37 protein-coding genes are annotated in these 24,848 nt (G+C 66.8%); 5 read left to right on the top strand and 32 right to left on the bottom strand.

All coding sequences use genetic code 11. The features are described from left to right. Window positions 1-59 precede the first annotated feature (59 nt). From K7W41_RS17595 to K7W41_RS17575, 4 genes are all read left to right on the top strand, one after another. Window positions 60-1,988 carry an ABC transporter permease gene (locus K7W41_RS17595; RefSeq protein WP_224611369.1) on the top strand — a complete coding sequence of 643 codons (1,929 nt, stop codon included), beginning with the start codon at window positions 60-62 and terminating at the stop codon, window positions 1,986-1,988. Further along, entirely contained in the window at window positions 1,989-2,903 is a 915-nt protein-coding gene (locus tag K7W41_RS17590; RefSeq protein WP_224611360.1) for an ABC transporter permease, read from the top strand. 635 nt (window positions 2,904-3,538) lie between these two features. Further along, window positions 3,539-4,492 (top strand): helix-turn-helix domain-containing protein, encoded by a 954-nt coding sequence (locus K7W41_RS23570; RefSeq protein ID WP_263489946.1) that lies wholly within the window; start codon window positions 3,539-3,541, stop codon window positions 4,490-4,492. Between the two features lie 163 nt (window positions 4,493-4,655). Further along, entirely contained in the window at window positions 4,656-5,795 is a 1,140-nt protein-coding gene (locus K7W41_RS17575; RefSeq protein ID WP_224611358.1) for an AI-2E family transporter, read from the top strand. Window positions 5,796-6,159: 364 nt separating this feature from the next. Here the strand turns inward: K7W41_RS17575 and K7W41_RS17570 are convergent, their stop codons facing one another. The 17 genes from K7W41_RS17570 to rpsH all read right to left on the bottom strand — a co-directional run bounded on the left by K7W41_RS17570 (window position 6,160) and on the right by rpsH (window position 17,443). After that, the gene (locus K7W41_RS17570) at window positions 6,160-7,299 is read right to left on the bottom strand and encodes a GGDEF domain-containing protein (RefSeq protein WP_224611356.1); all 1,140 of its coding nucleotides are present in this window, start codon (window positions 7,297-7,299) and stop codon (window positions 6,160-6,162) included. Window positions 7,300-7,489: 190 nt separating this feature from the next. Further along, the gene (gene rplQ / locus K7W41_RS17565; protein WP_224611354.1) at window positions 7,490-7,840 is read right to left on the bottom strand and encodes a 50S ribosomal protein L17; all 351 of its coding nucleotides are present in this window, start codon (window positions 7,838-7,840) and stop codon (window positions 7,490-7,492) included. A 162-nt stretch (window positions 7,841-8,002) separates the two neighbouring features. After that, on the bottom strand, window positions 8,003-9,004 hold the full coding sequence (locus tag K7W41_RS17560) for a DNA-directed RNA polymerase subunit alpha (protein WP_224611352.1): 1,002 nt from the start codon (window positions 9,002-9,004) through the stop codon (window positions 8,003-8,005). Between the two features lie 14 nt (window positions 9,005-9,018). Beyond that, window positions 9,019-9,639, bottom strand: coding sequence for a 30S ribosomal protein S4 (gene rpsD / locus K7W41_RS17555; RefSeq protein ID WP_224611349.1), 621 nt, complete (start codon window positions 9,637-9,639; stop codon window positions 9,019-9,021). A gap of 138 nt (window positions 9,640-9,777) precedes the next feature. Next, complete coding sequence (gene rpsK, locus K7W41_RS17550) at window positions 9,778-10,173, bottom strand: 30S ribosomal protein S11 (protein ID WP_221089212.1); 396 nt, start codon at window positions 10,171-10,173, stop codon at window positions 9,778-9,780. Window positions 10,174-10,176: 3 nt separating this feature from the next. Beyond that, entirely contained in the window at window positions 10,177-10,557 is a 381-nt protein-coding gene (gene rpsM, locus K7W41_RS17545; RefSeq protein WP_221089213.1) for a 30S ribosomal protein S13, read from the bottom strand. A gap of 2 nt (window positions 10,558-10,559) precedes the next feature. Beyond that, window positions 10,560-10,673, bottom strand: coding sequence for a 50S ribosomal protein L36 (gene rpmJ / locus K7W41_RS17540; RefSeq protein ID WP_012693977.1), 114 nt, complete (start codon window positions 10,671-10,673; stop codon window positions 10,560-10,562). 110 nt (window positions 10,674-10,783) lie between these two features. Beyond that, window positions 10,784-11,026, bottom strand: a complete 243-nt coding sequence (infA, locus tag K7W41_RS17535) for a translation initiation factor IF-1 (protein ID WP_012693978.1) — start codon at window positions 11,024-11,026, stop codon at window positions 10,784-10,786. A gap of 309 nt (window positions 11,027-11,335) precedes the next feature. Beyond that, window positions 11,336-12,718, bottom strand: coding sequence for a polysaccharide deacetylase family protein (locus K7W41_RS17530; protein ID WP_224611348.1), 1,383 nt, complete (start codon window positions 12,716-12,718; stop codon window positions 11,336-11,338). A gap of 138 nt (window positions 12,719-12,856) precedes the next feature. After that, window positions 12,857-13,450, bottom strand: a complete 594-nt coding sequence (locus K7W41_RS17525) for an adenylate kinase (RefSeq protein WP_224611340.1) — start codon at window positions 13,448-13,450, stop codon at window positions 12,857-12,859. Window positions 13,451-13,604: 154 nt separating this feature from the next. Further along, window positions 13,605-14,939 carry a preprotein translocase subunit SecY gene (gene secY / locus K7W41_RS17520; protein WP_224611338.1) on the bottom strand — a complete coding sequence of 445 codons (1,335 nt, stop codon included), beginning with the start codon at window positions 14,937-14,939 and terminating at the stop codon, window positions 13,605-13,607. Next, window positions 14,940-15,398 (bottom strand): 50S ribosomal protein L15, encoded by a 459-nt coding sequence (gene rplO / locus K7W41_RS17515; RefSeq protein WP_221089217.1) that lies wholly within the window; start codon window positions 15,396-15,398, stop codon window positions 14,940-14,942. Further along, complete coding sequence (gene rpmD, locus K7W41_RS17510; RefSeq protein ID WP_224611336.1) at window positions 15,395-15,562, bottom strand: 50S ribosomal protein L30; 168 nt, start codon at window positions 15,560-15,562, stop codon at window positions 15,395-15,397. The genes rplO and rpmD overlap by 4 nt, the downstream gene beginning before the upstream one ends. Continuing rightward, on the bottom strand, window positions 15,559-16,083 hold the full coding sequence (gene rpsE / locus K7W41_RS17505; RefSeq protein ID WP_224611334.1) for a 30S ribosomal protein S5: 525 nt from the start codon (window positions 16,081-16,083) through the stop codon (window positions 15,559-15,561). Before rpsE ends, rpmD begins: the two co-directional genes overlap by 4 nt. Beyond that, window positions 16,073-16,411 carry a 50S ribosomal protein L18 gene (rplR, locus tag K7W41_RS17500; RefSeq protein WP_224611332.1) on the bottom strand — a complete coding sequence of 113 codons (339 nt, stop codon included), beginning with the start codon at window positions 16,409-16,411 and terminating at the stop codon, window positions 16,073-16,075. The genes rpsE and rplR overlap by 11 nt, the downstream gene beginning before the upstream one ends. Beyond that, window positions 16,411-16,968 (bottom strand): 50S ribosomal protein L6, encoded by a 558-nt coding sequence (gene rplF / locus K7W41_RS17495; RefSeq protein ID WP_224611330.1) that lies wholly within the window; start codon window positions 16,966-16,968, stop codon window positions 16,411-16,413. The genes rplR and rplF overlap by 1 nt, the downstream gene beginning before the upstream one ends. A gap of 73 nt (window positions 16,969-17,041) precedes the next feature. Further along, window positions 17,042-17,443, bottom strand: coding sequence for a 30S ribosomal protein S8 (gene rpsH / locus K7W41_RS17490; protein ID WP_224611327.1), 402 nt, complete (start codon window positions 17,441-17,443; stop codon window positions 17,042-17,044). Between the two features lie 357 nt (window positions 17,444-17,800). Between rpsH and K7W41_RS17485 the strand changes: the two genes are divergently transcribed. Beyond that, a complete protein-coding gene (locus K7W41_RS17485) occupies window positions 17,801-18,205 on the top strand; it encodes a hypothetical protein (RefSeq protein WP_224611325.1) in 405 nt (134 codons plus the stop codon). A gap of 56 nt (window positions 18,206-18,261) precedes the next feature. On the opposite strand, the gene K7W41_RS17480 is transcribed toward K7W41_RS17485, so the two are convergent. The 15 genes from K7W41_RS17480 to rpsJ all read right to left on the bottom strand — a co-directional run. Continuing rightward, window positions 18,262-18,447: a type Z 30S ribosomal protein S14 gene (locus tag K7W41_RS17480; RefSeq protein WP_022800309.1), complete on the bottom strand. Its 186-nt coding sequence runs from the start codon at window positions 18,445-18,447 to the stop codon at window positions 18,262-18,264. A gap of 9 nt (window positions 18,448-18,456) precedes the next feature. Continuing rightward, window positions 18,457-18,996, bottom strand: a complete 540-nt coding sequence (gene rplE, locus K7W41_RS17475; protein ID WP_107138971.1) for a 50S ribosomal protein L5 — start codon at window positions 18,994-18,996, stop codon at window positions 18,457-18,459. Window positions 18,997-19,062: 66 nt separating this feature from the next. Continuing rightward, window positions 19,063-19,410, bottom strand: a complete 348-nt coding sequence (gene rplX, locus K7W41_RS17470) for a 50S ribosomal protein L24 (RefSeq protein ID WP_107138972.1) — start codon at window positions 19,408-19,410, stop codon at window positions 19,063-19,065. Next, window positions 19,410-19,814, bottom strand: a complete 405-nt coding sequence (gene rplN / locus K7W41_RS17465; RefSeq protein ID WP_022800312.1) for a 50S ribosomal protein L14 — start codon at window positions 19,812-19,814, stop codon at window positions 19,410-19,412. Before rplN ends, rplX begins: the two co-directional genes overlap by 1 nt. Further along, window positions 19,811-20,098 (bottom strand): 30S ribosomal protein S17, encoded by a 288-nt coding sequence (rpsQ, locus tag K7W41_RS17460; RefSeq protein ID WP_224611323.1) that lies wholly within the window; start codon window positions 20,096-20,098, stop codon window positions 19,811-19,813. The genes rplN and rpsQ overlap by 4 nt, the downstream gene beginning before the upstream one ends. Further along, window positions 20,095-20,301, bottom strand: a complete 207-nt coding sequence (gene rpmC / locus K7W41_RS17455; protein ID WP_221089226.1) for a 50S ribosomal protein L29 — start codon at window positions 20,299-20,301, stop codon at window positions 20,095-20,097. Before rpmC ends, rpsQ begins: the two co-directional genes overlap by 4 nt. Next, window positions 20,288-20,713, bottom strand: a complete 426-nt coding sequence (gene rplP / locus K7W41_RS17450; protein ID WP_046843208.1) for a 50S ribosomal protein L16 — start codon at window positions 20,711-20,713, stop codon at window positions 20,288-20,290. Before rplP ends, rpmC begins: the two co-directional genes overlap by 14 nt. After that, window positions 20,713-21,459: a 30S ribosomal protein S3 gene (gene rpsC / locus K7W41_RS17445; RefSeq protein WP_224611321.1), complete on the bottom strand. Its 747-nt coding sequence runs from the start codon at window positions 21,457-21,459 to the stop codon at window positions 20,713-20,715. Before rpsC ends, rplP begins: the two co-directional genes overlap by 1 nt. Further along, complete coding sequence (gene rplV / locus K7W41_RS17440; protein ID WP_221089227.1) at window positions 21,459-21,857, bottom strand: 50S ribosomal protein L22; 399 nt, start codon at window positions 21,855-21,857, stop codon at window positions 21,459-21,461. The genes rpsC and rplV overlap by 1 nt, the downstream gene beginning before the upstream one ends. Then, window positions 21,854-22,141 (bottom strand): 30S ribosomal protein S19, encoded by a 288-nt coding sequence (rpsS, locus tag K7W41_RS17435; RefSeq protein WP_221089228.1) that lies wholly within the window; start codon window positions 22,139-22,141, stop codon window positions 21,854-21,856. The genes rplV and rpsS overlap by 4 nt, the downstream gene beginning before the upstream one ends. A gap of 12 nt (window positions 22,142-22,153) precedes the next feature. Continuing rightward, the gene (rplB, locus tag K7W41_RS17430; RefSeq protein WP_221089229.1) at window positions 22,154-22,987 is read right to left on the bottom strand and encodes a 50S ribosomal protein L2; all 834 of its coding nucleotides are present in this window, start codon (window positions 22,985-22,987) and stop codon (window positions 22,154-22,156) included. Window positions 22,988-23,000: 13 nt separating this feature from the next. Next, entirely contained in the window at window positions 23,001-23,288 is a 288-nt protein-coding gene (locus tag K7W41_RS17425; RefSeq protein ID WP_221089230.1) for a 50S ribosomal protein L23, read from the bottom strand. Then, window positions 23,285-23,899 (bottom strand): 50S ribosomal protein L4, encoded by a 615-nt coding sequence (gene rplD, locus K7W41_RS17420; RefSeq protein ID WP_224611319.1) that lies wholly within the window; start codon window positions 23,897-23,899, stop codon window positions 23,285-23,287. Before rplD ends, K7W41_RS17425 begins: the two co-directional genes overlap by 4 nt. A gap of 3 nt (window positions 23,900-23,902) precedes the next feature. After that, the gene (gene rplC / locus K7W41_RS17415) at window positions 23,903-24,523 is read right to left on the bottom strand and encodes a 50S ribosomal protein L3 (protein WP_224611317.1); all 621 of its coding nucleotides are present in this window, start codon (window positions 24,521-24,523) and stop codon (window positions 23,903-23,905) included. Continuing rightward, the coding region (gene rpsJ, locus K7W41_RS17410; protein WP_449508528.1) for a 30S ribosomal protein S10 at window positions 24,520-24,848 on the bottom strand (329 nt) is incomplete at its 5' end. The genes rpsJ and rplC, both read right to left, overlap by 4 nt.

Raw genomic sequence — 24,848 nt, 5'->3', positions numbered from 1 at the left:
CGCTTCCCCCACTGCCCGGCCTCTGGCCGGAATTCACCGGCACCGCGTACAATAGGAAAGTGACCCACGATTCTCACTCTCGCCCGTCTGGCGTCGCGGCGCGGATCGCCATGATCGTCAGCGCGGTTGCCATTCTGGGGCTGCTGCTCACTCCCCTTGCCACGCTGGGCCGCGGGGGCGACGCGGACGCGGCGCTGCTTCATCTGAGCGGCGCGGTGTACAACCTGACCAGCAATGCCCAGATTCCCCTGCCCCCCAGCGGCGCGGTGCTACCGCTGGCGTGGGGCGCCCTGGCCGCCCTGGCCGCCACCCTCTTCGGCGCGTGGCGCCGGGCACGCTGGTTCTGGATTCCGGCCCTGGTGGCCTTTGTGCTGGCCACCGCGGCGGTGCTGGTGCTGGGACGCGCCCTGGACACCGAAACCACCCGCGTGCTGGCCGACACCGCCCTGCGCCCCGGCACCAAGCGGCAGCTGCGCAACTTCTATGCCAGCGGCGGCATGAACCTGGGCCTCTTTCTGCCGGCCCTGGCGGGCCTGATCGCCGCCGGCGCCGGTCTGAGCCACGTGCCGCGCTGGTGGGAGACGTTTAACCGCCTGCGCGCCCTGCTCGTGCCCTTTACGGCCATTGGCCTCGCCATTCTGGTGGGGGCCGCCGTGGTGCTGGCGGTGCAGCCCGCCATCAACACCAGCAGCGCGCCCCTGACCCTCTGGACCGGCTGGCTGGCCAAGACCGACCTGGTGTATTTCGTGTATTCCTCGCTGTTTGCGCCGGTCACGGCGGTGCAGTCGCTGCTTGACAGCCTGAAACTCGCCACCCCGCTGATTTTCACGGGCCTGTCGGTGGCGTTCGCTTTTCGCACGGGCCTCTTTAACATCGGCGCGCCGGGGCAGCTGACCATGGGGGCCATTGCGGCCATGCTGGTGGGCGTCTATGGCCCGCCCAGCCTGGGCTGGGGCCTCTTGATCTTGAGTGTGCTGGCTGCCGGCGCGGGCGGGGCGCTGTGGGGGGCCATTCCCGGCTTCCTCAAGGCGCGCTTTGGCTCCAGCGAAGTGATCAACACGATCATGCTCAACTACATTGCCTCGGCCATCTTCATCTTCATGATCGGCAGCGAAACCTACCCCTTCCTGGGCAAGACCTATCCTCTGCCCTTCAAGGCCGAAGGCTCCAACCCCGAGAGTGAACTGATTCAGGGGCAGGCCCAGCTGCGGCCACTGCTGGAAGTGCTGAATGTGGGCCAGAACGGCACGGTGGCCCTGAGCATCGGGCTGCTGGTGGCTGCCGCCGCGTTCTTCATCACGCGGATCGCCATGCGCGGCCACCGCCTGCGCTCGCTGATCGCGGCGGCGGCGGCCGTGGTGCTCGGCGCGCTGACGTGGCGCATTGGGATTCCGGTGGAGGTGGCCGGCAGCCAGCTGAACGGCGCTTTCCTGATTGCCCTGGCCTGCGTGGCCCTCTTCGGCGTGCTGATGTGGCGCACCGCCACCGGGTACGCCCTGCGCGCCGTGGGCCTGTCGCCCAAAGCCGCGGAATACGGCGGCATCAGCGTGGCCCGCAACACCATCCTGGCCATGACCATCGCCGGGATGTTCGCGGGGCTTGCCGGCACGCACTACGTCAACGGCGGCGCGCTGGACCAGTACCGCCTGAAGCAGAACATGCCCGTGAACGTGGGCTTTGACGGCATCGCCGTGGCCCTGATGGGCCAGAGCACCCCGGCCGGGGTGGTGGCCGCCAGCGTGCTGTTCGGCACGGTGGACACCGGCGGCGTGAACGTGACCACCAAGCTGCAGAAGGTCAACAGCGACATCGTGACGGTGCTCAAGGCCCTGATCGTGCTGTTTATCGCGGCCGGCGGGTTCCTCAGCCGGCGTATCACGGAGCCGCCCGCCGCGGCCCTCAGTGGGCCCAGCTCATCGGCGCCCAACATGGCCACCAACGCCGTCGCGCACCGCCAGATGCACATCCCCAACGACGGGAGCAAGTAAATGGACAGCCTTTTCGCACAGCTTCTGACCACGGCCTTTCTGGCCACCTTTATCCGCAGCGTTGTGCCGCTGCTGCTCACTGCCCTGGGGGGCCTGTTCAGCGAGCGCGCCGGCGTGGTGAACATCGCCCTGGAAGGCCTGATTATCTTCGGCGCGCTGGCCGGCGCGGTTGTCGCGGAACTGCTCGGGCCCAGCCTTGGGGCCGCGGCCCCCTGGGTGGGCTGGCTGGCCGCAGCGGTGGTGGGCGGCCTGATAGCGGCCATCCACGCCGTGCTCAGCATCCGCTACCGCGCCGATCAGGTCATCAGCGGCACGGCGATCAACCTGCTGGCCAACGGGGTGCCCGCCGTGCTGCTCACTGCCCTGTACGGCGTGTCCAACGAAAGCCCCAAGGTGGCCAATGCCCTGCCCCTGTGGGGCTTTGGTGACCTGCGTTTCTCGCCGCCCGTGTACTTCGCCTTTCTGGCGGTGGCGATCACGTGGTACGTGATGTACCGCACGCCCTACGGCCTGCGCCTGCGCGCCACAGGCGAGCAGCCCGGCGCCGCCGCCAGCATGGGCGTGAACGTCAAGCGCATGCGCTACAGCGCCGTGATTCTCTCGGGGGTGCTCGCCGGCACCGCCGGGGCGTTCCTCAGCATTGGCAACCTGGATTCGTACGTGCGCAACATCAGTGCGGGCGCGGGCTTTATCGCCTTGGCCGCCCTGATCTTTGGGCAGTGGAAGCCGCTGGGCGTGCTGGCCGCCACGCTGCTGTTCGGCTTCCTGCAGGCGCTGTCCATTGCCCTGGGCGGCACCGACCTGCTGCCGCCCGCCCTGGTGAGCGCCCTGCCCTACCTGATCACCATTCTGGCCCTGGTGTTCACGGGCCGCAGCCGCGCGCCCAAGGCGCTGGGCCGGCCCTACGACGGCTGAGCGGCCAGCCCACAGCCCACTCCGCCTCCCCTGTCACCAGCGGGCGCGCTTCCCCACCGGGAGCGCGCCCGCTTGCGCATGGCGTGGCCCGCCCCTACGGACCACCGTCCATTGCCGGAACATCCAAGAGAGAACGGGGTGTTGCCCGCCTTCGGCGCTGGGCCAGCCCAATGCGCGGACAGCCGTATGTTCTTCCACTTCCTCTGCTGCGCACCTGGGCCAGTCCGGTCGAAAACACTCCGTCAGGCGTGGCGGAATGTTTCCGAAGCCGTCTCACCGATGGTGCGGACAGTTTCAGCATTTCACACAGGACAGCCTGACAAACACGGTGTTTTTCCCCTCCCGCTCGTGGGGGACTCACAGAGCTGCGCAGCAGAGGTCGGGAGGGGGGAAGCGAGTTGGGCGGCCCAGACGACCTTTCTTCCATGGGCCACTCGCAACGCTTGAAAAGTGTCTGCACCATTGCTCACACGGATTCCGGATGATCCGTTTCAGCGCCTCCGCTTCGCTCCGTCACCGCTTTTCCTTCCCCCTCCGGTCGGGTGAACCCGTTGTTTCACAACGGATGAACCGGAATCCTTATCACGCCCAATCCGGCACAGACGCCGGGCGCAGGCAGCGTGTAGGGTAGGGGCATGGGGTTTGGCAGCGCGCTGAAACAGGCCAGGGAAGCGCAGGGACGCACCACGCAGGACGTGGCCCTGCACACCAAGATTCGCAGCGATTACCTGCAGGCCCTGGAAGATGGTCAGCTGCACCAGCTGCCCGAACGCACCTTTGCCCGCTCCTACCTGCAGCGCTATGCCCGCGAACTGGGGCTGGACCCGGCGCCGCTGCTGGCGGAATTTGACCGCCAGGTGCCGTTGCCGCCGGCACCCAGCGCGGGGATGTCGCGGCACTCGCCTGCGCGGCCCGGGCGGCGCAGGCCCTGGCCGCTGCTGCTGGCGGCGGGCGCCGCAGTGGTCCTGCTGGGCGGCGCGGCGGCGTGGCGCCTGGGCCGGGCCCCCGCCCCAGTGGCCGCGCCGGCCCCCGAACCAGCCACCCAGGCGCCGGTGACGGTTCGCCTGACGGTCAGCAGCGTGCCCAGCGGGGCGCGGGTGTACCTCGACAACCGCTATCTGGGCACCACCCCGGTTCGGCTGTTTCCCCTGCAGGCGCGCGACCGGGCGCAGTTGCGGGTGGAACTGACGGGCCGCGCGCCCCTCAAGGAGGCGGTGGCCCTGGCCCGCAGCCGCAATCTGCGCGCCACCCTGAACCCGGCCGGCCAGCGCAGTCTGCTGACCGACCTCAATGCGCCGCGCCCCACCCCCGCCCCCAGCGCCCAGGTGCCCCAGGCCGCGGCGCCCACGCCCGCCACCCCGGCCCCCGCCGCCATCACCATGACGTTCTCTGGCTCCTCATGGACCCGGGTGACAGACGCCCAGGGCCGGGTGCTGTTTGAGGGCACCCCGGCCGCCGGCACCGTCAAGACCTTTCAGGCGGGCGTGACCATTCGTACCGGGAACGCGGCGGCGGTCCTGGTGAGCGTGCAGGGCGCGGCCTCGGCGCCGCTGGGCCGGGCGGGCGAGGTGGTCACCCGCACGTTCTGAATCCAGGGCTACCCTGGCGAGTTGGCAGCGGTCCAGCACTGCTCTCCCCCGGGGGCCCGCACCAACAGTGCCGCGGCGCGTCTCAAGGGCCCCTCTTGCGCCCGGCCATGTGGGTGCAGGCTGGGCGGGCGGCACCCACCGCCTGCCGTACAGTAGAAGCACTGTGACCCGCCCCACCCGTCCACCCCCGTTGCCCACCTCCGCCAACGCCTTTCAGTACGTCTGGCGAAGCCCCTGGATTCGCGTGCTGGTGTTCCTCCTGGCGTTTTACCTGCTGTACGGCTTCGTGGGCCAGGTGCGCACCGTCATCGTTGATTTCGCCGTGGCCTTTCTCATCGCCTACCTTGCCAATCCCCTGCTGAACTGGCTGGAAAAGGGAAAGGTCAAACGCGGCCTGGGCGTCTTTTTCGTCATTCTGATTTTCGTGGCCCTCTTCAGCTTGGCGGGGATTCTGCTGGCCACCGTCTCGGCGCAGCTGATCACCCTGTTCCAGAAATTGCCGGATCAGATCGGCTCGCTGGGTGACACGCTGGACCGGGTGTCGGCGTGGCTGAGTGCGCGCGGGGTACCAGGGATGGACGACGCCCGCGACCGCCTGATCACCGCCGCCCAGACCTACGTGCAAAACATTGGCCGCAACATCGTGCCCATCCTGCAAAATGCCCTGAATTCCACCGGCACCTTGCTGAGCGGCCTTCTCTCCATTGGCGGCATGGTGGGCCAGATTCTGCTGATTCTGCTCATGAGCATTTACCTGATGCTGGACTACAGCCGGGTCAACGCGGCGCTGCTGGCCATTTTCCCCCGGCCCTGGCAGCCGCGCGTGCTGGAATTCAGCGAACTGACCGGTACAGCGGTGGGCGGCTACGTGCGCGGACAACTACTGATTGCGGCGTTTATCGGCGTCTTCGTGTGGGTGGGCCTGACCCTGGTGGGCATTCCCAGCGCCGCGGCCATCGGCTTTCTGGCGGGGGCCTTTAATATCGTGCCGTACCTGGGGCCCATCATTGGCGCCACACCAGCGATTCTGCTGGCCCTCACGCTGCCCGGCGCGTGGCTGAAGATCGTCTTTGTGATCGTGGTCTTCGTGGCCGCCAACCAGATTGAGGGCAATTTCCTCAGCCCCTATATCCTCAGCAAGACCACCGATCTTCACCCCATCACCGTGCTGGTGGCCATCCTGATTGGCGCCTCGCTGCTGGGCTTTGCTGGCGCCCTGCTGGCCGTGCCCACGGTGGCCCTGGGCAAACTGGCCCTGCACCGCTACTACTATCCCAGCCGCATTTACACCGAAGGGCCGTAGCCCCCCTGATGTTCAGCCGACGCCGCCGGGCCTGGAGAGGTTTCCGGCGGCGTCGGCTGTGAAGTTTATGGACAGCGCGGCTGCGACGCCCACCTGCCCATGATCGGCCTAGTGCCGACCGAACGGCCTGTTCCCTGCCGGCCGCACCTCTTCAAGGACGCCGCCTCTGCCCGCTTGTGCTTTCGCCACCTCACCGCTCTACCAGACCCTCTGGATGGGCACGGCTGTCGGGCCTGCCTTTGTGCGGCGACTGTAGGGCACTGGGGCGGCCGGCACACCAGGGCTGCGGTCCGGCCCCGCCCCAGGCCCCCCTGCCTTCCTCTTTGCTTGATGCTGAGGAAAGACTGGTCTCCGCACCGCGGACCTATTTCAGCATCACCGCAGGGCGGTGGCGCTCGTATCGCTCGGCCACGGGGGCGGCCAGATGCACGCGGTTGCGCCCGGCGCGCTTGGCCTGGTACAGCGCTTCATCGGCGGCGTCCAGCAGCGTGGGGCCGTGCACGGGCGCGCCCATGACCGCCACACCCACGCTGACCGTGATGGGCAGCCCGGCCAGCGGCTCGCGCGACACCCGGCCGCGCAGCCGCTCGCAGAATTCCAGTGCGGCGGTTTCGTCGGGCAGGTGCAGCAGGCACAGGAACTCCTCGCCGCCGTAGCGCCCCACCACGCCGCCCGCTGGCTGGTGCGCCCGCAACTGCACCGCCAGCGCCCGCAGCACCTCGTCGCCCCGGGGGTGCCCGTGGTCGTCGTTGATGCGCTTGAAGTGGTCCACATCCACCAGGGCCGCCACCAGCCGGGGGCCGTCCATCGTGAGGGGCCCGGCCAGACCCTCCAGCGACAGCATCAGGGCGCGGCGGTTGGGCAGCCCCGTGAGCACATCGGTGTGGGCGTCGGCCATGGCCTGCCGGGCCAGCCGCGTGACCAGCGAGGAATGCCGCGTGGCCACCACCTGCGCCGCCAGCACCGCCAGGGTGGCCATCACCAGTTCGCCCAACGTGGTCATCAGGTAGCGCTGCGCGGCCCCGGTGCCCTGCGGCCACCACGCCAGCATGCACAGCACGAGGCCGCACAGCACCATAAAGTTCAGCCGCAGCGCCGCCATGCCGGGAAAGACCCAGGCATTGAGCATCAGGGCCACAATGGTCCACGGCAGGGTGGTGCTCAGCAGCGCCGCGCGGTCCCCAGCGGCCAGCGTGTGGTCGGCCAGCAGGGCGCCCAGGCGCAGCACCACAAAGCTGTTCAGCGCCGCCACCAGGGCCGTTTCGGTCCAGGCCAGCGGCAGCCGGGTCCAGCTCAGGACCGACAGCAGCGTCAGCACCACAAACAGCAGCGGCAGCGCGGCCTGATCAAAAGCGCCCAGATACGGGGACGCCGCGTGCAGCCACAGCGGCAGCCCCACCGCCAGGGCGCCGCCCGGCAACACCAGACGGCCCAGCAGCCGCCGTTCCCGGAAGGACAGATCCGCCGGGTCGGAACTCGCGCTCGGCGGCGCAGGGACGTGCATGGCCCAATCATACGGAGTTCTGCCGCCTTCGTATACTCAGTTCAGGCTGCGGCGCAGCCCTGGAAAGGCCGTCAGCACGCAGCGGGACCGGCGCGGTGGGCCACGCATGTCTGCCCCCTGCGCCACCAGACAGCCGTCACAAAAAGAACCGGAAGCTTTCGCTCCCGGTTCCTGTGGTCTATGGCCGAACTCAGACGAGTTCGATCAGGGCCATGGTCACGCCGTCGCCGCGGCGGGTGCCCACGCGCAGAATGCGGGTGTAGCCCCCCTGGCGGTCGGCGTACTTGGGCGCCACTTCGTCCATGACCTTGCGCACAACGGCGGTGTCCTGGATATCGCGGGCCACGAGGCGGCGGGCGTGCAGATCGCCGCCCTTGGCGGTGGTGATCAGCTTCTCAACGTAGGGGCGCAGCTCTTTGGCCTTGGTGAGGGTCGTCTGGATACGGCCCTCGCGCAGCAGGGCGGTGGCCTGGGCACGGGCCAGGGCCACGCGGCTGCTGCTGTTGCGGTTGAGCTTGCGACCGGCTTTACCGTGACGCATGGTGAATCTCCTTGGGGGGAAGTGGGGGGTGGGGCGTGGTCCGTGGGACAGAGGGGGCGCGGGCGGCAGGAAGCGGGGCGCGGGAAGAAACCTGGGCGAGGCCGGCAACTTCAGCGGGCTCTCTGCTCTAGACCCTTAGACGCTTTGACCCTGGACCTTTTCTCAGTCGCGCAGCGCCAGGCCAAACTGGGCCAGTTGCTGCTTGATTTCATCGAGGCTGCGCTCGCCAATGCCGGGCACCTTCTTCAGGTCGCGGTCGGACAGGGCGCACAGGGCGTCCACCGAGTCGATGCCTTCTTCCTTGAGGGAATGCAGCACGCGGGTGGTCAGGCCCAGGCCTTCGAGGGTCACGCGGGGCGTGTCCAGTTCGGCGGGGTAGTCGCCGGGGTTCAGGTTCACGCTGCCGGTGGCGGGCGGCAGGTCGTACACGTTGGGCGCGCTGGGCGCGGGGGTGTAGACCGGCTGCTGGTACTCAGGGGCGGCGGCCGGCAGGGTTTCCACGTTGCCGAACACGGTCAGTTCGTCGCGCAGAATCTCCACAGCCTTGTCCAGCGCGTCCTGGGGCCCGGTTGAGCCGTCGGTCCAGACGCGCAGAATCAGGCGGTCCAGGTCGGTCTGCTGGCCCACGCGGGTGTTTTCCACATGGTAGGCCACCCGGCGCACCGGCGAGAACACCGCGTCCACCGGAATGGAGTTGATGCGGTCCTTGGTGGCGTGCTTGTCGGCGGGCACGTAGCCTTCGCCTTCTTCCACGCGCACCTCCATCACCAGCTTGCCGTCTTCGGCCAGCGTGGCGATCACGAGGTCAGGGTTGACGATTTCCGCGTCGCTGGGGACCTCAAAGGCACTGGCGCGCACCACGCCCTCGCCCTGCGCGCGCAGGGTCAGGGTCTTGGGCCCGGGGGCGTGGAACTTCACCACGAGTTCCTTGAGGTTCAGGATGATCTGGATGACGTCTTCCTTGACGCCAGGGATGGTGGAGAACTCGTGCAGGACGTCCTCGATGTACACGCTGGTGACAGCTGTGCCCGGGATCGAGGACATCAGGATGCGCCGGATGGGGTTCCCGATGGTGACGCCGTAACCGCGCGTGAGCGGCTCCAGGACGAATTCGCCGTAGTCGCCGTCCACGCGGGCTTTGAGTTGAGGGCGCTTTTGATCCACTGGGGCCTCCTGATTTAGCGCGAGTAGTACTCGATGATGAAGTTCTCGTTGATGGGCAGGGCGAGGTCTTCACGCGCAGGCAGGCGGGAGAAGGTGCCCTTGAAGTTCTCGGCGTCCAGTTCGACCCAGGGGCTGACGCGGCGGCGCTTTTGCGCTTCCATGTTCTCCTGAATAAAGCCGATCTTGCGCGCCACTTCAGCAACGGTAATCTCGTCGCCGATCTTGACGCGGTAGCTGGGGATGTCCACGCGCTTGCCGTTGACCAGGATGTGGCCGTGGCCCACGAACTGGCGGGCCTGACGGCGGGTGCTGGCAAAGCCCATGCGGAACACCACGTTGTCCAGGCGGCGCTCCAGCAGCTGCAGGAACACGGTGCCGGTCACGCCGGGGACGTTGGCCGCTTCCTCGAAGAGGTTACGGAACTGCTTTTCGCCAATGCCGTACAGGCGGGCGAGCTTCTGCTTTTCGCGCAGGCGCACCGAGTAGTCGCTGGGACGGCCACGGCCACGGCGCTGGCCGTGCTGGCCGGGCGCGTAGGGGCGGCGGTCCAGATACTTCTGGACTTTCTCGGTCTCCGCGAGGTTGATGCCTTCGCGGCGGCTCTGCTTGGTAATGGAACCACGGAAACGACCCATGTTCAAATTCTCCTTGCGGTTGGCCGGTAACCGGCACAACCGGGTCTGCGGCCCTCTGGTGCCCGCTTCCGTCGCCTGTGGTGAGGCTTATGCCGCGCAGGGCAGGGGAAGCGGGACAGGTGGGCGCGCGCTGCGCGTTTAGGCGCGGAACTTCTTCTTGGGGCGGCAGCCGTTGTGGGGCACGGGGGTGTCGTCCATGATGGACTTCACTTCAATGCCCGACGCCTGAATGGCGCGGATGGCCTGCTCGCGGCCGGAGCCCGAGCCGCGCACAATCACGTCCACCACGTTCATGCCGAAGGTCTGCACGGCCTTTTTCACGGCGTCGGCGGCGGCCAGCTGGGCGGCGTAGGGGGTGCCCTTCTTGCTGCCCTTGTAGCCAATCGTGCCGCCGCTCGACCAGGCCACAGAGTTGCCTTCGAGGTCGGTGATGGTCACGATGGTGTTGTTGTAGCTGGCGTGCACGTACGCGCGGCCAGCGCTGATGTTGCGCCGGGCGCGGCGCGGGGTCTTGCCTTTGGTGCTCTTCGCCATGGCTTACTTCCTCGTGGCCTTTTTCTTACCGGCGACGGTCTTGCGCGGGCCCTTGCGGGTGCGGGCGTTCGTCTTGGTGCGCTGGCCGCGCACGGGCAGGCCGCGGCGGTGGCGCAGGCCACGGTAGGCGCCGATGTCCATCAGGCGCTTGATGTTCTGGCCCACTTCGCTGCGCAGGTCACCTTCGACCTTGTAGGTCTTCTCGATGGCCTCGCGCAGGGTGCTCTGCTCGGCTTCGCTGAGGTTCTTCACGCGGGTATCGGCATTGATGCCGGTGCGGGCCAGAACTTCCTTGGCACGGGTCAGGCCGATGCCATAAATGTAGGTCAGCGCGATTTCAACGCGCTTTTCGCGGGGCAGGTCAACGCCAGCAATACGCGCCATGCTTAACCCTGCCTCTGCTTGTGCTTGACGTTGGAGCAAATGACCAGCACGCGCCCGTGGCGGCGGATCACTTTGCAGTTGTCGCACATCTTTTTGACACTGCTGCGAACTTTCATTGCGTCCTCCTCGCGCCGCCGCGTCTGCCGTTCCATCATGAACAGCGACTGGCAGCGCTCGACCCCCGGCCTGCCGTCTGCGGGCAGGGAATCTGTTGGGTTGCGGCCTGTTACTTGCGGTAGACGATGCGCCCGCGCGTTGTGTCGTACGGACTGATCTCCAGAACCACGCGGTCCCCCGGCAGAATACGGATGTAATGAATCCGCATCTTGCCGCTGATGTAAGCCAGGATGTCGTGCCCCGTATCGAGTTTCACCCGGAAGGTGGTGTTGGGCAGCGCCTCTTCCACCACGCCCTCGGCCCGCACGGTATCGGACTCTTCCTTCTTACGCTTTTCCCGCTGTTCCGGCATCTTTCGTCTTGCCACGCAACCTCCAGGCCTGATACAAGCCAAACGTAAAGGTATCATGGGCATGAAGGAAACGGCAAGGTGGGCGGCGACCCCAGAGGACCGGATGTCAGGGGGGCCCGTAGGTGTCCTCTGACTCTGGACACAGGCCAGGCTCAGGTTCTGGAAAGATCACCTGGCCCGTCCGGGACGCTGTGCAGTCGGTGAGGCGTACTGCACTGGGCGCAGGGTCCGCTTGACGTCGCTCTCAGCCACCCGTTGCCGGAACGCCCAGTGGACGGTCCAGCCTGTGCCCCGGCTTCTCCCCTTTCCCTACCACACCGCTGTCAGGCGCACGCCGAAGCGGCGCCCACTGCTCACCTCGGCGGCCACGCTGTAGCTGCCCACGCGGTACTCGATTTCGCCGTAAGGCCCCGCGCCTTCGCCCCAGCGGTAACCTGCCCCCAGGCGCAGGGGGCGGCCCTCGCCGCTCTGCCAGGGCAGCGCCGCACGCAGGCCCAGCTGGGTGCCGGCGCGGTCCTGCGCCGCTGTCAGCTGCACGTAGTCAGCGGGAATAAGGGTGCCGCCCCAGGCCCAGTACCAGCCGCCGTCCACCCGGCTGGCCCGCGCCCAGACCTCGCCGTAGCCGCCCAGGGCCAGCGCGCCGCCCACCAGTGGCCCCCCCGAGTCCAGGCCCGCCGCCAGCGTGACCGGCGCAAGGTTCAGCGCCGCGCCCACGCCGGTGTAGACCCCCTGCCCGGGGCCTACCCCCCGGCGGGCCGCCAGATTTACGCTCCAGCGTCCCTCACGCCACGCCAGCCGGGTGTCGCGCTCGCCGCGCCACGCCGCGCTGATCAGGCCATTGCCCAGCAGCTCATAATGGGCAGCGTTCCAGGTGCGCGGCGGCGCGGCCAGGGGATGCGGCTGGCCCAGACCGTCCAGCGCGGGCAACAGCATGCCAGCCGCCAGCAGCGGCATGCGGGCGTCCAGGCCCCAGCGGGTGCGTATGGGCAGCAGCGTGTCGTCCCAGGGGGTGATGGCCGGGGCAGGCAGCGCCATCGGGTCAGTGCGGGTCAGGGGCGGCGGGCCCCCGGCCACCCCGCAGTTTAGACCCTGGCGCGCGGCTTCGCGGCGCACCCGGGCGTCGTGGCGGTTCAGGGGATAGGCCACGCACTGCACGTCGTCGGCCTGATCCTGGGCGCTGGGGCCCAGTTCCCGCCGCAGCCCCCCTGGGCTCAGGTCCGCCAGCGCCGCGTGTGAATGCGAGTGCGTGCCCACCTCCCAGCCTGCCGCGCGCAGTTCGGCCACCTGCGCGCGGGTCAAGCTGCCCGGCTGGTCCAGGCGCGACCAGATCACGTAGGCGGTGCCGGGCACCCCCAGTTCGCGCAGCACTGGAAAGGCCAGCTGGTAGACGCTTTCAAAGCCGTCGTCGAACTGAATGACCGCGACCCGTTCCCCGGCCGGGGCGCGGGCGGCCTCGCTGGAGGTCACAAAGCGGTAGCCCAACCGCCGCAGGGTCTCCACCCGCCGCCGCAGGGCGTCCGGCGAGATGCCCAGCGAGGCCCCGGTGGCCGCGCCCACTTGATGAAACACCAGCACCATTGGCTTGGCCTGGGCAGGGGCCGCCATGGTCAGCGCCGCCGCCGCGCCCACACACAGCGCCGCACGCGGCCAGGGGCGAAAGCGGAACAGGTGGGCCAGCAGATGAGAAAGCATAACGTTCGTTAAAGAAGATAGCCCGGGCGAAGTGCCGAATGGTGAATGGGTCAGTTCCGCCCTTGGGGGGCGGTGGGGGCATAGCTGGCAAAGCCGCCGCTCTCCATGTTAGGAAAGCGGCGGCCTTTGGGGCAGAGCTCAGTGCAGGCCAGACAGGATGCGGCTATACACCTCATCCATGGGACCCACGCCGTCCACCCGGTAGAGGTGGCCGCGCGCCGAGTAGTAGTCAATCAGCGGCTGGGTCTGCTCGCGGTAGATGTCCTGGCGGCGGCGGGCCACTTCCTCGGTGTCGTCGCTGCGCACTGCCTCGCCCCGGGCCGCGGCCTGGCGGCCCCGCTCCACGATGCGGCCAATCAGCACCTCGTCGGGCACTTCCAGCAGCGGCACCGCGCTCACCGGGGCGCCCAGTTCTTCCAGCAGCATGTCCAGGGCCTGCGCCTGGGCGGTGGTGCGGGGAAAGCCGTCAAAGATCACGCGCACCGGCTCCATGTCGGCCAGCTTGTCGCGGATCAGGGCAATCAGAATCTCGTCGGGCACCAGCTGGCCCGCGTCCAGAATGGGCCGCACCTGCTGGCCCAGCTCGGTGCCGCGCGAGACGTGGTCGCGCAGAATGTCGCCGGTGCTGATCTTGACGAGCCCCTTGTCCTGCGCCAGCCGCTCCGCCTGGGTGCCCTTGCCCGCGCCGGGCGGCCCCAGGAAGATCACGACGTTGTGTTTGGCTTGAGTCACGTTTCCTCCGTTCACACTTCAGCATAGTGGCTCAGTGCGCGTTTCGGGCAGGCCTGCATGGCCCGCCCCTGTTCCTGCCGGGGGAACGAAGCCCAGCAGGAGGCCCAAGCGAAAGCCGCCCCCCGAAGCGGAGGGCGGCCAAGCCGGACCAAACTCAGTTGTCGCGGTTCATGCGGCCGCGAATGCGGCCCTTGGAGATAAAGCCGTCGTAACGTCTGACGGTCAGTTGGGCCTCAAGCTGCTTCAGTGTTTCGAGGGCCACACCCACGATGATCAGCAGGCCGGTGCCACTGAACTGGAAGGTGCTGATGCCCGTCCAGCGCTGAACGAGCTGCGGCACCACAGTCAGCACGACCAGGAACACCGCGCCCCACAGGCTCAGGCGACCGCTGATGGTGCCCAGGAACTCGGCGGTGGGCCCACCCGGCCGCACGCCCGGGATAAAGCCCCCGGCCTCGCGCAGTTGCTCAGCGATGCGTTTGGGATCAAACTGCACGCTGTTGTACAGGTACGTGAACCCAAAGATCAGCAGGGCTTCAAGCGCAATGTACAGCGGCTGCCCAAAGGTCAGGTACGTTTGGATAAACGCGTTGACCCCAGGCGCGCGGGTGGCCGTGGCGCTGGCGATCAGGTTAGGAATGATCAGCATGGCGCTGGCGAAGATCACCGGAATCACGCCAGCCTGGTTCACCTTGATGGGCAGCCAGGTGGCCTGTCCGGCCCCGCGCGCCTGCCCGGCGGCGCCGCCGCGCGCCCGGGCGTAGGTGACGGGCACCCGGCGCTCGGCCTGGTACACGTACACGATGCCCGCGATGGTCACCAGAATCACGCCCACAAAGGCCAGCAGGCGCAGCGGCCAGTTGCCGTCGCCGCCGTCGGTCTGAATCAGCTTCGCTGTGTTGGCGATCTCGCGGGGGTACATGGCGATGATCCCGGCCGTGATGATCAGCGAGATGCCGTTGCCCACGCCCACCTCGGTGATGCGCTCGCCGATCCACATGGTGAAAGCCACGCCGGCCACCTGGGTCAGCACCATCACCAGAATGGTGAACAGGCCGGGCTCCCAGCCCACCGCAATAAAGCTGGGGTTCGAGGAAATGTACGAGGCAAAAAACAGCGCCTGCACGGTCCCCAGCGCCACCGCGGCGTAGCGGGTGTACTGGTTGATCTTCTTGCGCCCCTCTTCCCCTTCCTTGGAGAGCTTTTCCAGGGCGGGAATGGTGGTCGTCATCAGCTGGATCACGATGCTCGCCGTGATGTACGGCAGCACGCCCAGCGCGAAAATCGAGAACTGCGAAAGATTGCCGCCCGAGATCATGCTGATCAGGCCAAACAGCCCCGCCGAGTCGGCGTTACTCAGCGCGGCGCCGTTCACCCCCGGTGTGGGAATGCTGCTCCCCAGCCGGTACACGGCGAGGAGCAGCAGGGTGAACACAATCTTCCGCCTCAACTCCGGAATCCGGAATGCGTCGCGGAAGGCGCGCAGCATTTATTCCGCCTTCTCGGCTTCGGTTGCTTCGGGCAGGATCACTTTGCCGCCGGCCGCTTCCACGGCCTTCACGGCGCCTTCGCTGGCGGCGTCCACGTGAATGGTCAGGGCGCGGGTCACTTCGCCGCTGCCCAGCAGCTTCACGGGGCGGTTCTTGCGGCGCACCAGGCCCGCGAGTTCCAGCACGTTGCGGTCAATGGTGGCGTCTTCAATGTTCGCCAGCTGCGCGAGGTTCACCACTTCGAAGGTGGTGCCCACGTTGTTGAAACCACGCTTGGGCAGGCGGGCAATCAGGCGGCTGCGGCCACCCTCAAAGAAGCTGCCCTTGCCAGCGCCGCTGCGCGACTTCTGGCCCTTGTGACCACGGCCGGCGGTCTTGTCGGTGCCGCCGGGGCCACGGCCCACGCGCTTGCGGTTCTTGCGGCTGCCCGTGTGGGGCGTCAGTTCGTGGAGTTTCATTCCTGGACCTCCAGGAGGTGCTTGACGGTGTTCACCATGCCGCGGATGGCCGGGCTGTCATTCAGTTCACGGCTGTCGCCGATCTTTCTCAGGCCCAGCGCCTTGACGGTCTGCACCTGGTTTTCCGGGCGACCGATGACACTGCGCTTCAGGGTAATTTTCACTGGGCGCCTCCGGTGGGCTGCACCTCGCCGCGCAGGGCGCGGACCTGCTTGGCGGTGCGGAGGTTCTTCAGGCCATCGAACACGGCGTACGCCACGTTCACCTTGTTGCGGCTGCCCAGTTCCTTGGACAGCATGTTGGTGATCCCGGCCAGTTCGGCAATGGAGCGGGGCACGGTGCCCGCGATCACGCCGGTACCGGGGCCAGCGGGCTTGAGCAGCACGCGGCTGGTGCTGTTCTCCCCCACGATGTCGTGGGGAATGGTGCCGTTTTCCACCGGCACGGTGATCATGTTCTTGCGGGCAATGCTCTTGGCCTTTTCAATGGCCACGGGCACTTCCTTGGCCTTGCCAATCCCCATGCCCACGCGGCCGTTGCGGTCGCCCAGGATCACCAGCGCGGCGAAGCGGAAGCGGCGGCCACCCTGGTAGGTCTTGGAGGTGCGGTTGACAAAGAGCATCTTCTCTTCGAATTCGCTGCTCTCGCGCTCCACGTTGCGGTCGTTACGACGATTAAAAGTCAAGGCCACCCTCCCGCGCCGCGTCTGCCAGCGCCTTCACGCGTCCGTGGTACTTGTAGGCGCCACGGTCAAACACCACTTTGGTCACGCCCTTGGCGCTCGCTGCCTCGGCCAGGGCCTTGCCCACGGCGGCGGCGGTGTCGGTCTTGCTGCCCGTCTTGACAGCGGCGCTGGTGGCGGCGGCCACCGTAATGCCCTTGCTGTCGTCGATGATCTGGGCGTAGATGTGCTTGCTGGAGCGGTACACGCTGAGGCGCAGACGCTCGCCAGCGGCCTGCCGCACCTTGCGGCGGGCGCGCAGCTTGCGGCGCACGGTCGTCTGGGTCGCCATTATTTCTTCCCTTTGCCGCCGGTGGCACCAGCCTTACCGGCCTTGAGGCTGATCTTCTCGCCAACGAAGCGCACGCCCTTGCCGTGGTAGGCGTCAGGCTTGCGCACCTTGCGCACGTTCGCGGCCACCTGACCGACGAGCTGCTTGTCAATGCCAATCACGTCAATCTTGGTGGGTTCGGGCACGGCAAAGCTCACGCCAGCGGGGGGCTCAATGATGACGGGGTGGCTGAAGCCGATGGCCAGCTCCAGGGCCTTGCCGCTCATCTTGGCGCGGAAACCCACGCCCTTGAGTTCCAGGTTGATGGTGTAGCCCTCGCTGACCCCCTTGACGGCGTTGGCCACCAGGGTGCGGGTCAGGCCGTGCAGGGCGCGGTGGCGCTGCTGGTCGCTGGGGCGCTCCACGATGAGCGTGTCGCCCTCGTGCTTGATGGTCAGTTCGCTGTTGTAGGGAACGGTCAGTTCGCCTTTGGGCCCCTTGACCTTGAACACGCCGTCTTGGGCGCTCAGGGTCACGCCGCTGGGCACGGCGATGGGCATTCTTCCGATACGGGACATAGCTGTCCTCCTTTGCCTTAAATTCGCTTGCGCGAGGTCAGGTGGGTGTGCGGGGTGATGCGGGGCTTCTGGATTACCAGAGAACGCAGATCACTTCGCCGCCGACGCCCTGCTTGCGGGCTTCGCGGTCGGGCAGCAGGCCCTTGCTCGTGGACACCACGGCCAGGCCCAGGCCACGCTGAATGCGGGGCAGGTTCTCGGCGCTCACGTACGCGCGGCGGCCAGGGCGGCTGATGCGCTCGATGTGCTTGATGACCTGCTCGCGCTTGGCGCCGTACTTCAGGGTCAGGCGCAGCACGTCAAACTTCTGGCCTTCAGGGCGCACGCGCTCGGCGGACGCCACGTAGCCTTCGGCCACGAGCAGCTTGGCGAGTTGCTCCTTGAACTTGGAGGCCGGGATGTCCACGGTCTCCTTGTGGGTGCGCGTCGCGTTGCGGATGCGCGTGAGCATATCGGCGATGGGATCACTCAACATGTAGCCTCCAGGTGGGCTGGTGTTGATCCGGGCTGGTTCCTGCACGCAGGCCTGCTCCCGGCAGGTGGCCCGGCCCCAGGCAAAGCTGGCGGACGGGCGCGCGTCTCCCCAAGTCGAATGTGGGCCCCAAGGCGGGGCGCGTCTTCTGTTGGGTCTTTTCCTCCGCCGGACGATCACAAGTCAAAGTGGCCTGTTCGTCTCCGGGGGGCACTGCGCCGGGGCCTGAACAATGTCAAGACACGGCAATTGAGAAGTGTAACAGGCGGCCCAGGAAAAGGCAATGAAGGTCTTTGCAGAGGGGGGCCGCTACAGTCGCGGGTCCTCACGGCAAACCCCCACCTTTCCCCCGGAGACCGCATGAAAAAACCCCTGCTCTTTCTCGCCCTGACCGGCCTGCTGACCGCCTGTGTGCCCGGCTCCCTGCGCCACGTCTTTGGCAACAGCTGGGAGAACGAAGCGCTGGTGCAACTGGTCGGCCAGAACATCAGCGTGGTGACTGCCCGCGTGAAGACCTCGCAGGAACGGAACCTGCTGGGCCAGCCCAAGTACGTGATTCGCAACTGCCAGTACAGCGGGCGCACGGTGGCCTACCAGAACGCCAGCGGCACCGTCTACGCCGAGCGCGAGGTGCGCTGCGGCAACAGTGTGTTCCTGACCGACCAGAAAAATGTCATCACGGCCTACTACGAAGAGGGCGATCCTGACTTCGTTCCCTATCTCCTCGATACGTTTGCCGACGTTCTCCAGAAAGCGAAGAAGTAGCCCACAAGCCATCAAAAAACCCCCTCGCACTGGAGGGGGCTTTTTTGGGCTGGGTCTTACCAGCTGGCTTTCTTCACGCCGGGCAGTTCGCCCTTGTGCGCCATCTCGCGGATGCAGATGCGGCACATGCCGAAGAAGCGGTAGTAGCCACGGGCGCGGCCACAGCGGGAGCAGCGGTTGTAGTTCTGCACGGCAAACTTATGGCCGCGGGCTGCTTTCACAACTTTCGAGGTATTCGCCATAACGCTTCCTTATTTCCGGAACGGGAGGCCCATCGCCTGCAGCAGCGCGCGGGCTTCCTCGTCGGTCTTGGCGGTGGTGACAATCGTGATGTCCATGCCGCGCACCTTGTCCACCATGTCGTAGGTGATCTCGGGGAAGATCAGCTGCTCCTTGATGCCCAGGTTGTAGTTGCCACGGCCGTCAAAGGCGTTGGGGTTTACGCCCTTGAAGTCACGGATGCGGGGCAGGCCAATGTTGATCAGCTTCTCCAGGAACACGTACATGCGCTCGCCGCGCAGCGTGACCTTCAGGCCCACGGGCATGCCCTGGCGCAACTTGAAGTTGGAGATGCTCTTTTTCGCCTTGGTGACGATGGGCTTTTGCAGGGTGATCAGGCCCAGTTCCTTGGCGGCCTTGTCAATGGCCTTGCTGTCTTCCTTGCTGGAGCCCAGGCCCTCATTGATCACGATCTTCTCAATGCGGGGGGCGGCCATCACGGAGGTGTAACCGAACTGCTGCACCAGGCTGGGGCGCACCTGTTCGTTGTATTTGGCCTTGAGGGTCTGCATGTTGCCTCGCTTCGCGCGGTGTGGGCCGCGCGGGGCACCCCTTAGGCGGGTGCCCCTGAAAGGGTCTTAGTCGATGGTCTTGCCGCTGGCCACAGCCACGCGGACTTTCTTGCCGTCCACGATCTGCTTGCGCACGCGGGTGGCCTTGCCGGTTTCGGGGTCCACGAGGGCCACCTTGCTGGCGTGCAGGGCCAGCTCGCGCTGCTCCTGGCCGCCCTGGGGGTTGGCGGGGCTGGGCTTGACGTTCTTGGTGACCAGGTTCACGCCTTCCACCACGACCTTCTGGTCGCGGGGCAGCGCAAGCAGGACCTTGCCGCTCTTGCCTTTGTGCTTGCCGCTCAGAACGATGACGGTGTCACCCTTCTTGACGTGCAGCTTGTCGTTGTGGTGGCTACCGGCGCTGGGACGGGGCATTACAGCACCTCCGGGGCCAGGGACACGATCTTCATGAAGCGGCGGTCGCGCAGCTCGCGGGCCACCGGCCCGAAGACGCGCGTGCCACGGGGCTCGCCCTGGTTGTTGATGATGACGGCGGCGTTCTTGTCAAAGCGGATGGTGCTGCCGTCGGCACGCTTGATGGCGTGGCTGGTACGCACGACCACGGCCTTGACCACGTCGCCGGCCTTCACGGTGCCGCGGGGAGCCGCGTCCTTGACGGAGGCCACGATGATGTCACCCACATGGGCGTAGCGCTTGTTGCCGCCGCCGCCGGTGGTGAGACCCTTGCCGCCGATACCGCTGTTCAGCACGCGGATGCACATGATTTCGCGCGCGCCGCTGTTGTCCGCCACGTCCAGGCGGGACTGGGGCATGATCATGCGTTACCGCCTCCCTCTGTCTCCACAGCGGTGGTCTCGATGCCACGGGGGCGCTCGATCAGCTTGGTGACCTTCCAGGTCTTGGTCTTGCTGATGGGGCGCACGGCGATGATCTCCACGCGGTCACCCACCTTGTATTCGTTGTTCTCGTCGTGGGCCGCGTACTTGTGGCTGCGGGTCACGACCTTGCCGTACAGAGGGTGAGCAAACTTGCGCTCGACCTTGACGCTGACCGTCTTGTCGGCCTTGTCGCTCACGACGACGCCCGTAAAGGTCTTCTTCATGCCTGCTCTCCCTGCTTCTTACTCAGCTCAGCGCGGATGGTGTTGAGCTGGGCCACTTCGCGGCGAAGCTGCTGCACGCGGTGCGGCTGGGCCAGGGTGCCCATGGCGGCCTGGAAGCGCAGCTCCATCAGTTCTTTCTTGCGGCTGTCGATCTCGCGGGCGAAATCTTCGGCCCCCAGATTACGCATGTCACTGGGCTTCATCGTAAACCTCGCGCTTGACCATCTTGGTCTGGATGGGCAGCTTGTGGCCGGCCAGGCGGAAGGCCTCTTTGGCCTGCTCCTCGGTCACGCCGCTCACCTCGAACATGACGCGCCCGGGTTTGACGACGCTCACCCAGTACTCCACGGCACCCTTACCCTTACCCATTCGGGTTTCGGCGGGCTTCTTCGTCACCGGCTTGTCGGGGAAGATACGGATGTAGATCTTGCCCCCACGGCGGAAGTGACGGCTCATCACGATACGGCAGGCCTCGATCTGGTTGCTCTTGATCCAGGCGGGTTCCAGGGCAATCAGGCCGAAGTCGCCGAACGCGACGTAGTCGCCGCCCTTGGCGTCACCGGTCATCCGGCCACGGTGCTGCTTACGGAACTTGGTGCGCTTCGGAAGAAGCATCATTCACCTCCGGGGCGGCGCCGCGCGGCGGGGCGGCGGCGGTTGGGACGGTCACCGTCTTCGCGGCGGCGCTCGTCGTTGCGGCGCTGGGGACGCGCGAAGGTTTCGGTGCGGCCACCAATGACTTCACCGGTAAAGACCATCACCTTGATGCCTAAGCTTCCGTAGGTGGTCTCGGCGCGGGCGGTGCCGTAGTCAATGTCGGCGCGCAGGGTGTGCAGGGGCACGCGGCCTTCGCGCACCATTTCGGTACGGGCCTGCTCGGCGCCGCCCAGACGACCGGCCAGGATGATCTTGACGCCACGGGCGCCCGACTCCATCACGCGCTGCGCGGCCTGCTTCATGGCGCGGCGGAACGCAAAGCGGCGCTCGATCTGCTCGGCGATGCGCAGGGCCACCAGGGGCGCGCTGATGTTGGGGTTGGGGATTTCCGCGACGTTCACAGCCACGGTCCCGGCCGACACCAGACGCTCGATGTCCTGGCGCAGCTCCTTGATGCTCTCGCCGCCCTTGCCGATCACGATGCCCGGCTTGGCCGCGCTGATGATCACGTTGACCTGCTGGCCAGCGCGCTCGATCTCAATGCGGGCGATGCCGGCCGCGTTGAGCTTCTTCTGCACCAGCTTGCGGATCTTCTCGTCTTCCTTCAGCAGGCCGGCGTACTGCTTCTTACCGGCGTACCAGCGGCTGTTCCAGCCACGCGTGATGCCGAGGCGGAAGCCGTTGGGGTTGATCTTGTTGCCCATTATTTGGCTCCCTTCTCGCCCACGATGATGGTGATGTGGCTGGTGCGCTTCTTGATGATGTTGGCGCTGCCGCGTGCCCGGGGAATCAGGCGCTTGAGGGTGGGGCCCGCGTCCACGTAGGCGGCGGTGATCACCAGACGGTCTTCGAGCATCTGGTCGTTGTGCAGCGCGTTGTGCTTGGCGCTGTTCAGCACCTTGGCCACAGGCTCGGAAGCGGCGCGGGGGATGAAGCGCAGCAGGTCTTCGGCGTCACGCACGCTCTTGCCACGGATCACGTCCACGACCAGGCGCACCTTGCGGGGGCTCATGCGCACGTACTTGGCCACGGCGTAGCCGGGCTTACGCAGCTTGACTTCCTGCTTGCGCTGCTTCTTGTTGCGGAATTCAGGAGCGGTCATTTCTTCTTGCTCCCCTTGGCGTTCTTGTCGGCGCCGTGGCCACGGTAGTTGCGGGTGGGGCTGAACTCACCCAGCTTGTGGCCGATCATCTGCTCGGACACGAACACCGGCACATGCTGCTTGCCGTTGTGCACGGCAATCGTGTGGCCGATCATCTCGGGCACGATGGTGGAGCGGCGGCTCCAGGTCTTGATGACGCGCTTGTCTTTGCGCTCGTTCTGGGCGTCCACCTTCTTCAGGAGGTGGTCATCCACGAATGGGCCTTTTTTCAGGCTGCGGGGCATGGTCTACCCTCCTTACTTCCCGCCGCGGCGGGTGATGATGAAGCGGTCCGAGATCTTGCGCTTCTTGCGGGTCTTCAGGCCCTTGGCGGGCTGACCCCAGGGGCTGACAGGCTGACGGCCTGCGCCGGTGCGGCCTTCACCACCGCCGTGGGGGTGATCCACGGGGTTCATGGCGCTGCCGCGCTGGTGCGGCTTCTGGCCCAGCCAGCGGCTGCGGCCGGCCTTACCCAGCACGATGTTCTTGTGCTCGGCGTTGCCCACGGTGCCCAGGGTGGCGTAGCACTCGGAGTGAATGCGGCGCAGTTCGCCGCTGGGCAGGCGCAGGATCACGTAGTCGCGCTCCTTGCCCTGCACCTGGATGGAGGTGCCGGCCGAGCGGGCGATCTGGGCGCCCTTGCCGGGGACCAGTTCCACGCTGTGTACCACGGCGCCCACGGGCACGAAACGCAGCGGCAGCGCGTTGCCCAGCTTGGGCTCGGCTTCGGGGCCCGCGTTCACGGTGGCGCCGACCTGCAGGCCCTCGGGGGCCAGGATGTAGCGCTTCTCGCCGTCGGCGTAGTGCAGCAGGGCGATGCGGGCGCTGCGGTTGGGATCGTACTCAATGGCAGCGACCTTGGCGGTCACGCCCGCCTTGTCGCGGCGCTTGAAGTCGATGATGCGGTACAGGCGCTTGTGGCCCCCGCCGATGAAGCGGCTGGTGATGCGGCCACGGTTGTTACGGCCACCGGTCTTGGGCAGCGCTTCGGTCAGCGCCTTTTCGGGGCGCTTCTTGGTCAGTCCACTGAAGTCCGCAGTCGTCATCTGGCGACGGCTGGGGGTGTAGGGACGGTATTTCTTGACGGCCATGTCTCAGATCTCCTTAGGCCTGGCCCTCAAGGGCGGCAATAGTCTGGCCCTCGGCGAGACGCACAATGGCCTTCTTGCGGTCAGCGCGCTGTCCGAAGAACTTGCCCACGCGCTTGCGCTTGCCGGGCACGTTCATGGTGCTGATGCCGATCACGGTCACGCCGAACGCCTGCTGAATGGCGCTCTTGATTTCCGTCTTGCTGGCCTTGGGGCTGACCCAGAAGCTGTAGACGCCGCGCTCCATGCCCGCGTACGCCTTCTCGCTCACCACAGGCGCCTGGATGATGTCGTAGTGGCTCATGCCTCTTCCCCTTCCTGTTCGTCCTGGGCGGGCTCCAGCACCACGGCGTCAATGACCAGGCGGTCGTGGCGCAGCACGTCGTAGGCGTTCAGGCCGGCGACGGGCAGCACGGTGGCCCAGGCCACGTTGCGCGCGGCCTGACGGGCCTGCAGGTCGTCGGTCACGATCAGGACGCGCTCGGTGCCGTCCATACCGTTATCCTTGGCCCAGCTCACAAAGCCCTTGGTCTTGCCGTCGAGGCCAAAACCGTCCACGGCCACCAGCTTGCCGGCTTCCTGGCGCGCGGCCAGGGCCATGGCCAGACCCAGCTGACGGACCTTGCGGGGCAGGGTGTAGCTGTAGCTGCGGGGCTTGGGCCCGAAGGCCACGCCGCCGCCCACGAAGGTGGGCACGCTGCGGTCGCCGTGACGGGCGTTACCGGTGCCCTTCTGGGAGAACATCTTCTTGCCCGTGGCGCTCACCTGCGCGCGGGTCTTGGTGCTGGCGGTGCCACGGCGGCGGCTGGCCAGCTGCCAGGTCACCACGTCGTGCAGCACGCCCTTGTTCACTTCCGGCAGGTCGAGGTCAATGGTGCGCCCCCCGTTCTGGCCGATGACGTTGATCTGCGCCATGTCTTACTTGCCTCCCTTGGCGGCCTGGCGCAGCACCACGAGCCCACCGTTGGCGCCGGGAATCGCACCCTTGACCAGGATGATGTTCTCGTCGGCGCGGATCTCGACCACTTCCAGGTTCTGCACGGTGATGCGCTCCATGCCCATGTGGCCGGCCATGCGCTTGCCCTTGTACACGCGGCCCGGGGTCTTGCGCTGACCGATCGAACCGGGGCGGCGGTGCCACTTCTTGGAACCGTGGCTGGCGGGACCACCCTTGAAGTTCCAGCGCTTCATGACGCCCTGGGTGCCCTTACCCTTGCTGGTGCCGGTCGCGTCGATCTTCTCGCCTTCAGCGAAGATGTCCACGTTCACGGTGTCGCCTTCAGGAGCAAAGCCACGGAACTCGCGCAGGAAACGCACAGGCGAGACGCCGTACTTCTTGAAGTGGCCAGCCTGGGGCTTGTTCACGCTCTTCTCGCGCTTGGGCGCGTAGCCAATCTGCACGGCCTCGTAGCCGTCGGTCACGGCGGTCTTGCGCTGCACGACGGGGCAGGGGCCCGCCAGCACCACCGTCACGGGAATGGCCTTGTCGCCCTTCCAGATCTGGGTCATGCCCACTTTGGTGCCGAGGATGCCCTTCATGCGCGGCCTCCCACCGTCTTGATCTCGATGTCCACGCCGGTAGGCAGGTCGAGGGTCATGAGGCTGTCGATCGTCTTCTTGGTGGGGTTCATGATGTCCACCAGACGGTTGTGGGTGCGGATTTCGAAGTGCTCGCGGCTGTCCTTGTTCACGAACGGCGAACGCAGCACGCAGAAGCGGCGGATGCGGGTGGGGAGGGGCACGGGGCCGCTCACGTCCGCGCCGGTGCGGCGCACGGTGTCCACAATCTTGCTCGCGGACTGGTCCAGCGCCTTGTGGTCAAAGCCACGCAGTTTAATGCGGATCTTCGGGGCAACCATGTCTA

Source organism: Deinococcus multiflagellatus, assembly GCF_020166415.1.
Lineage (GTDB): Bacteria > Deinococcota > Deinococci > Deinococcales > Deinococcaceae > Deinococcus > Deinococcus multiflagellatus.
This window is presented reverse-complemented; position numbering and strand designations above follow the sequence as displayed.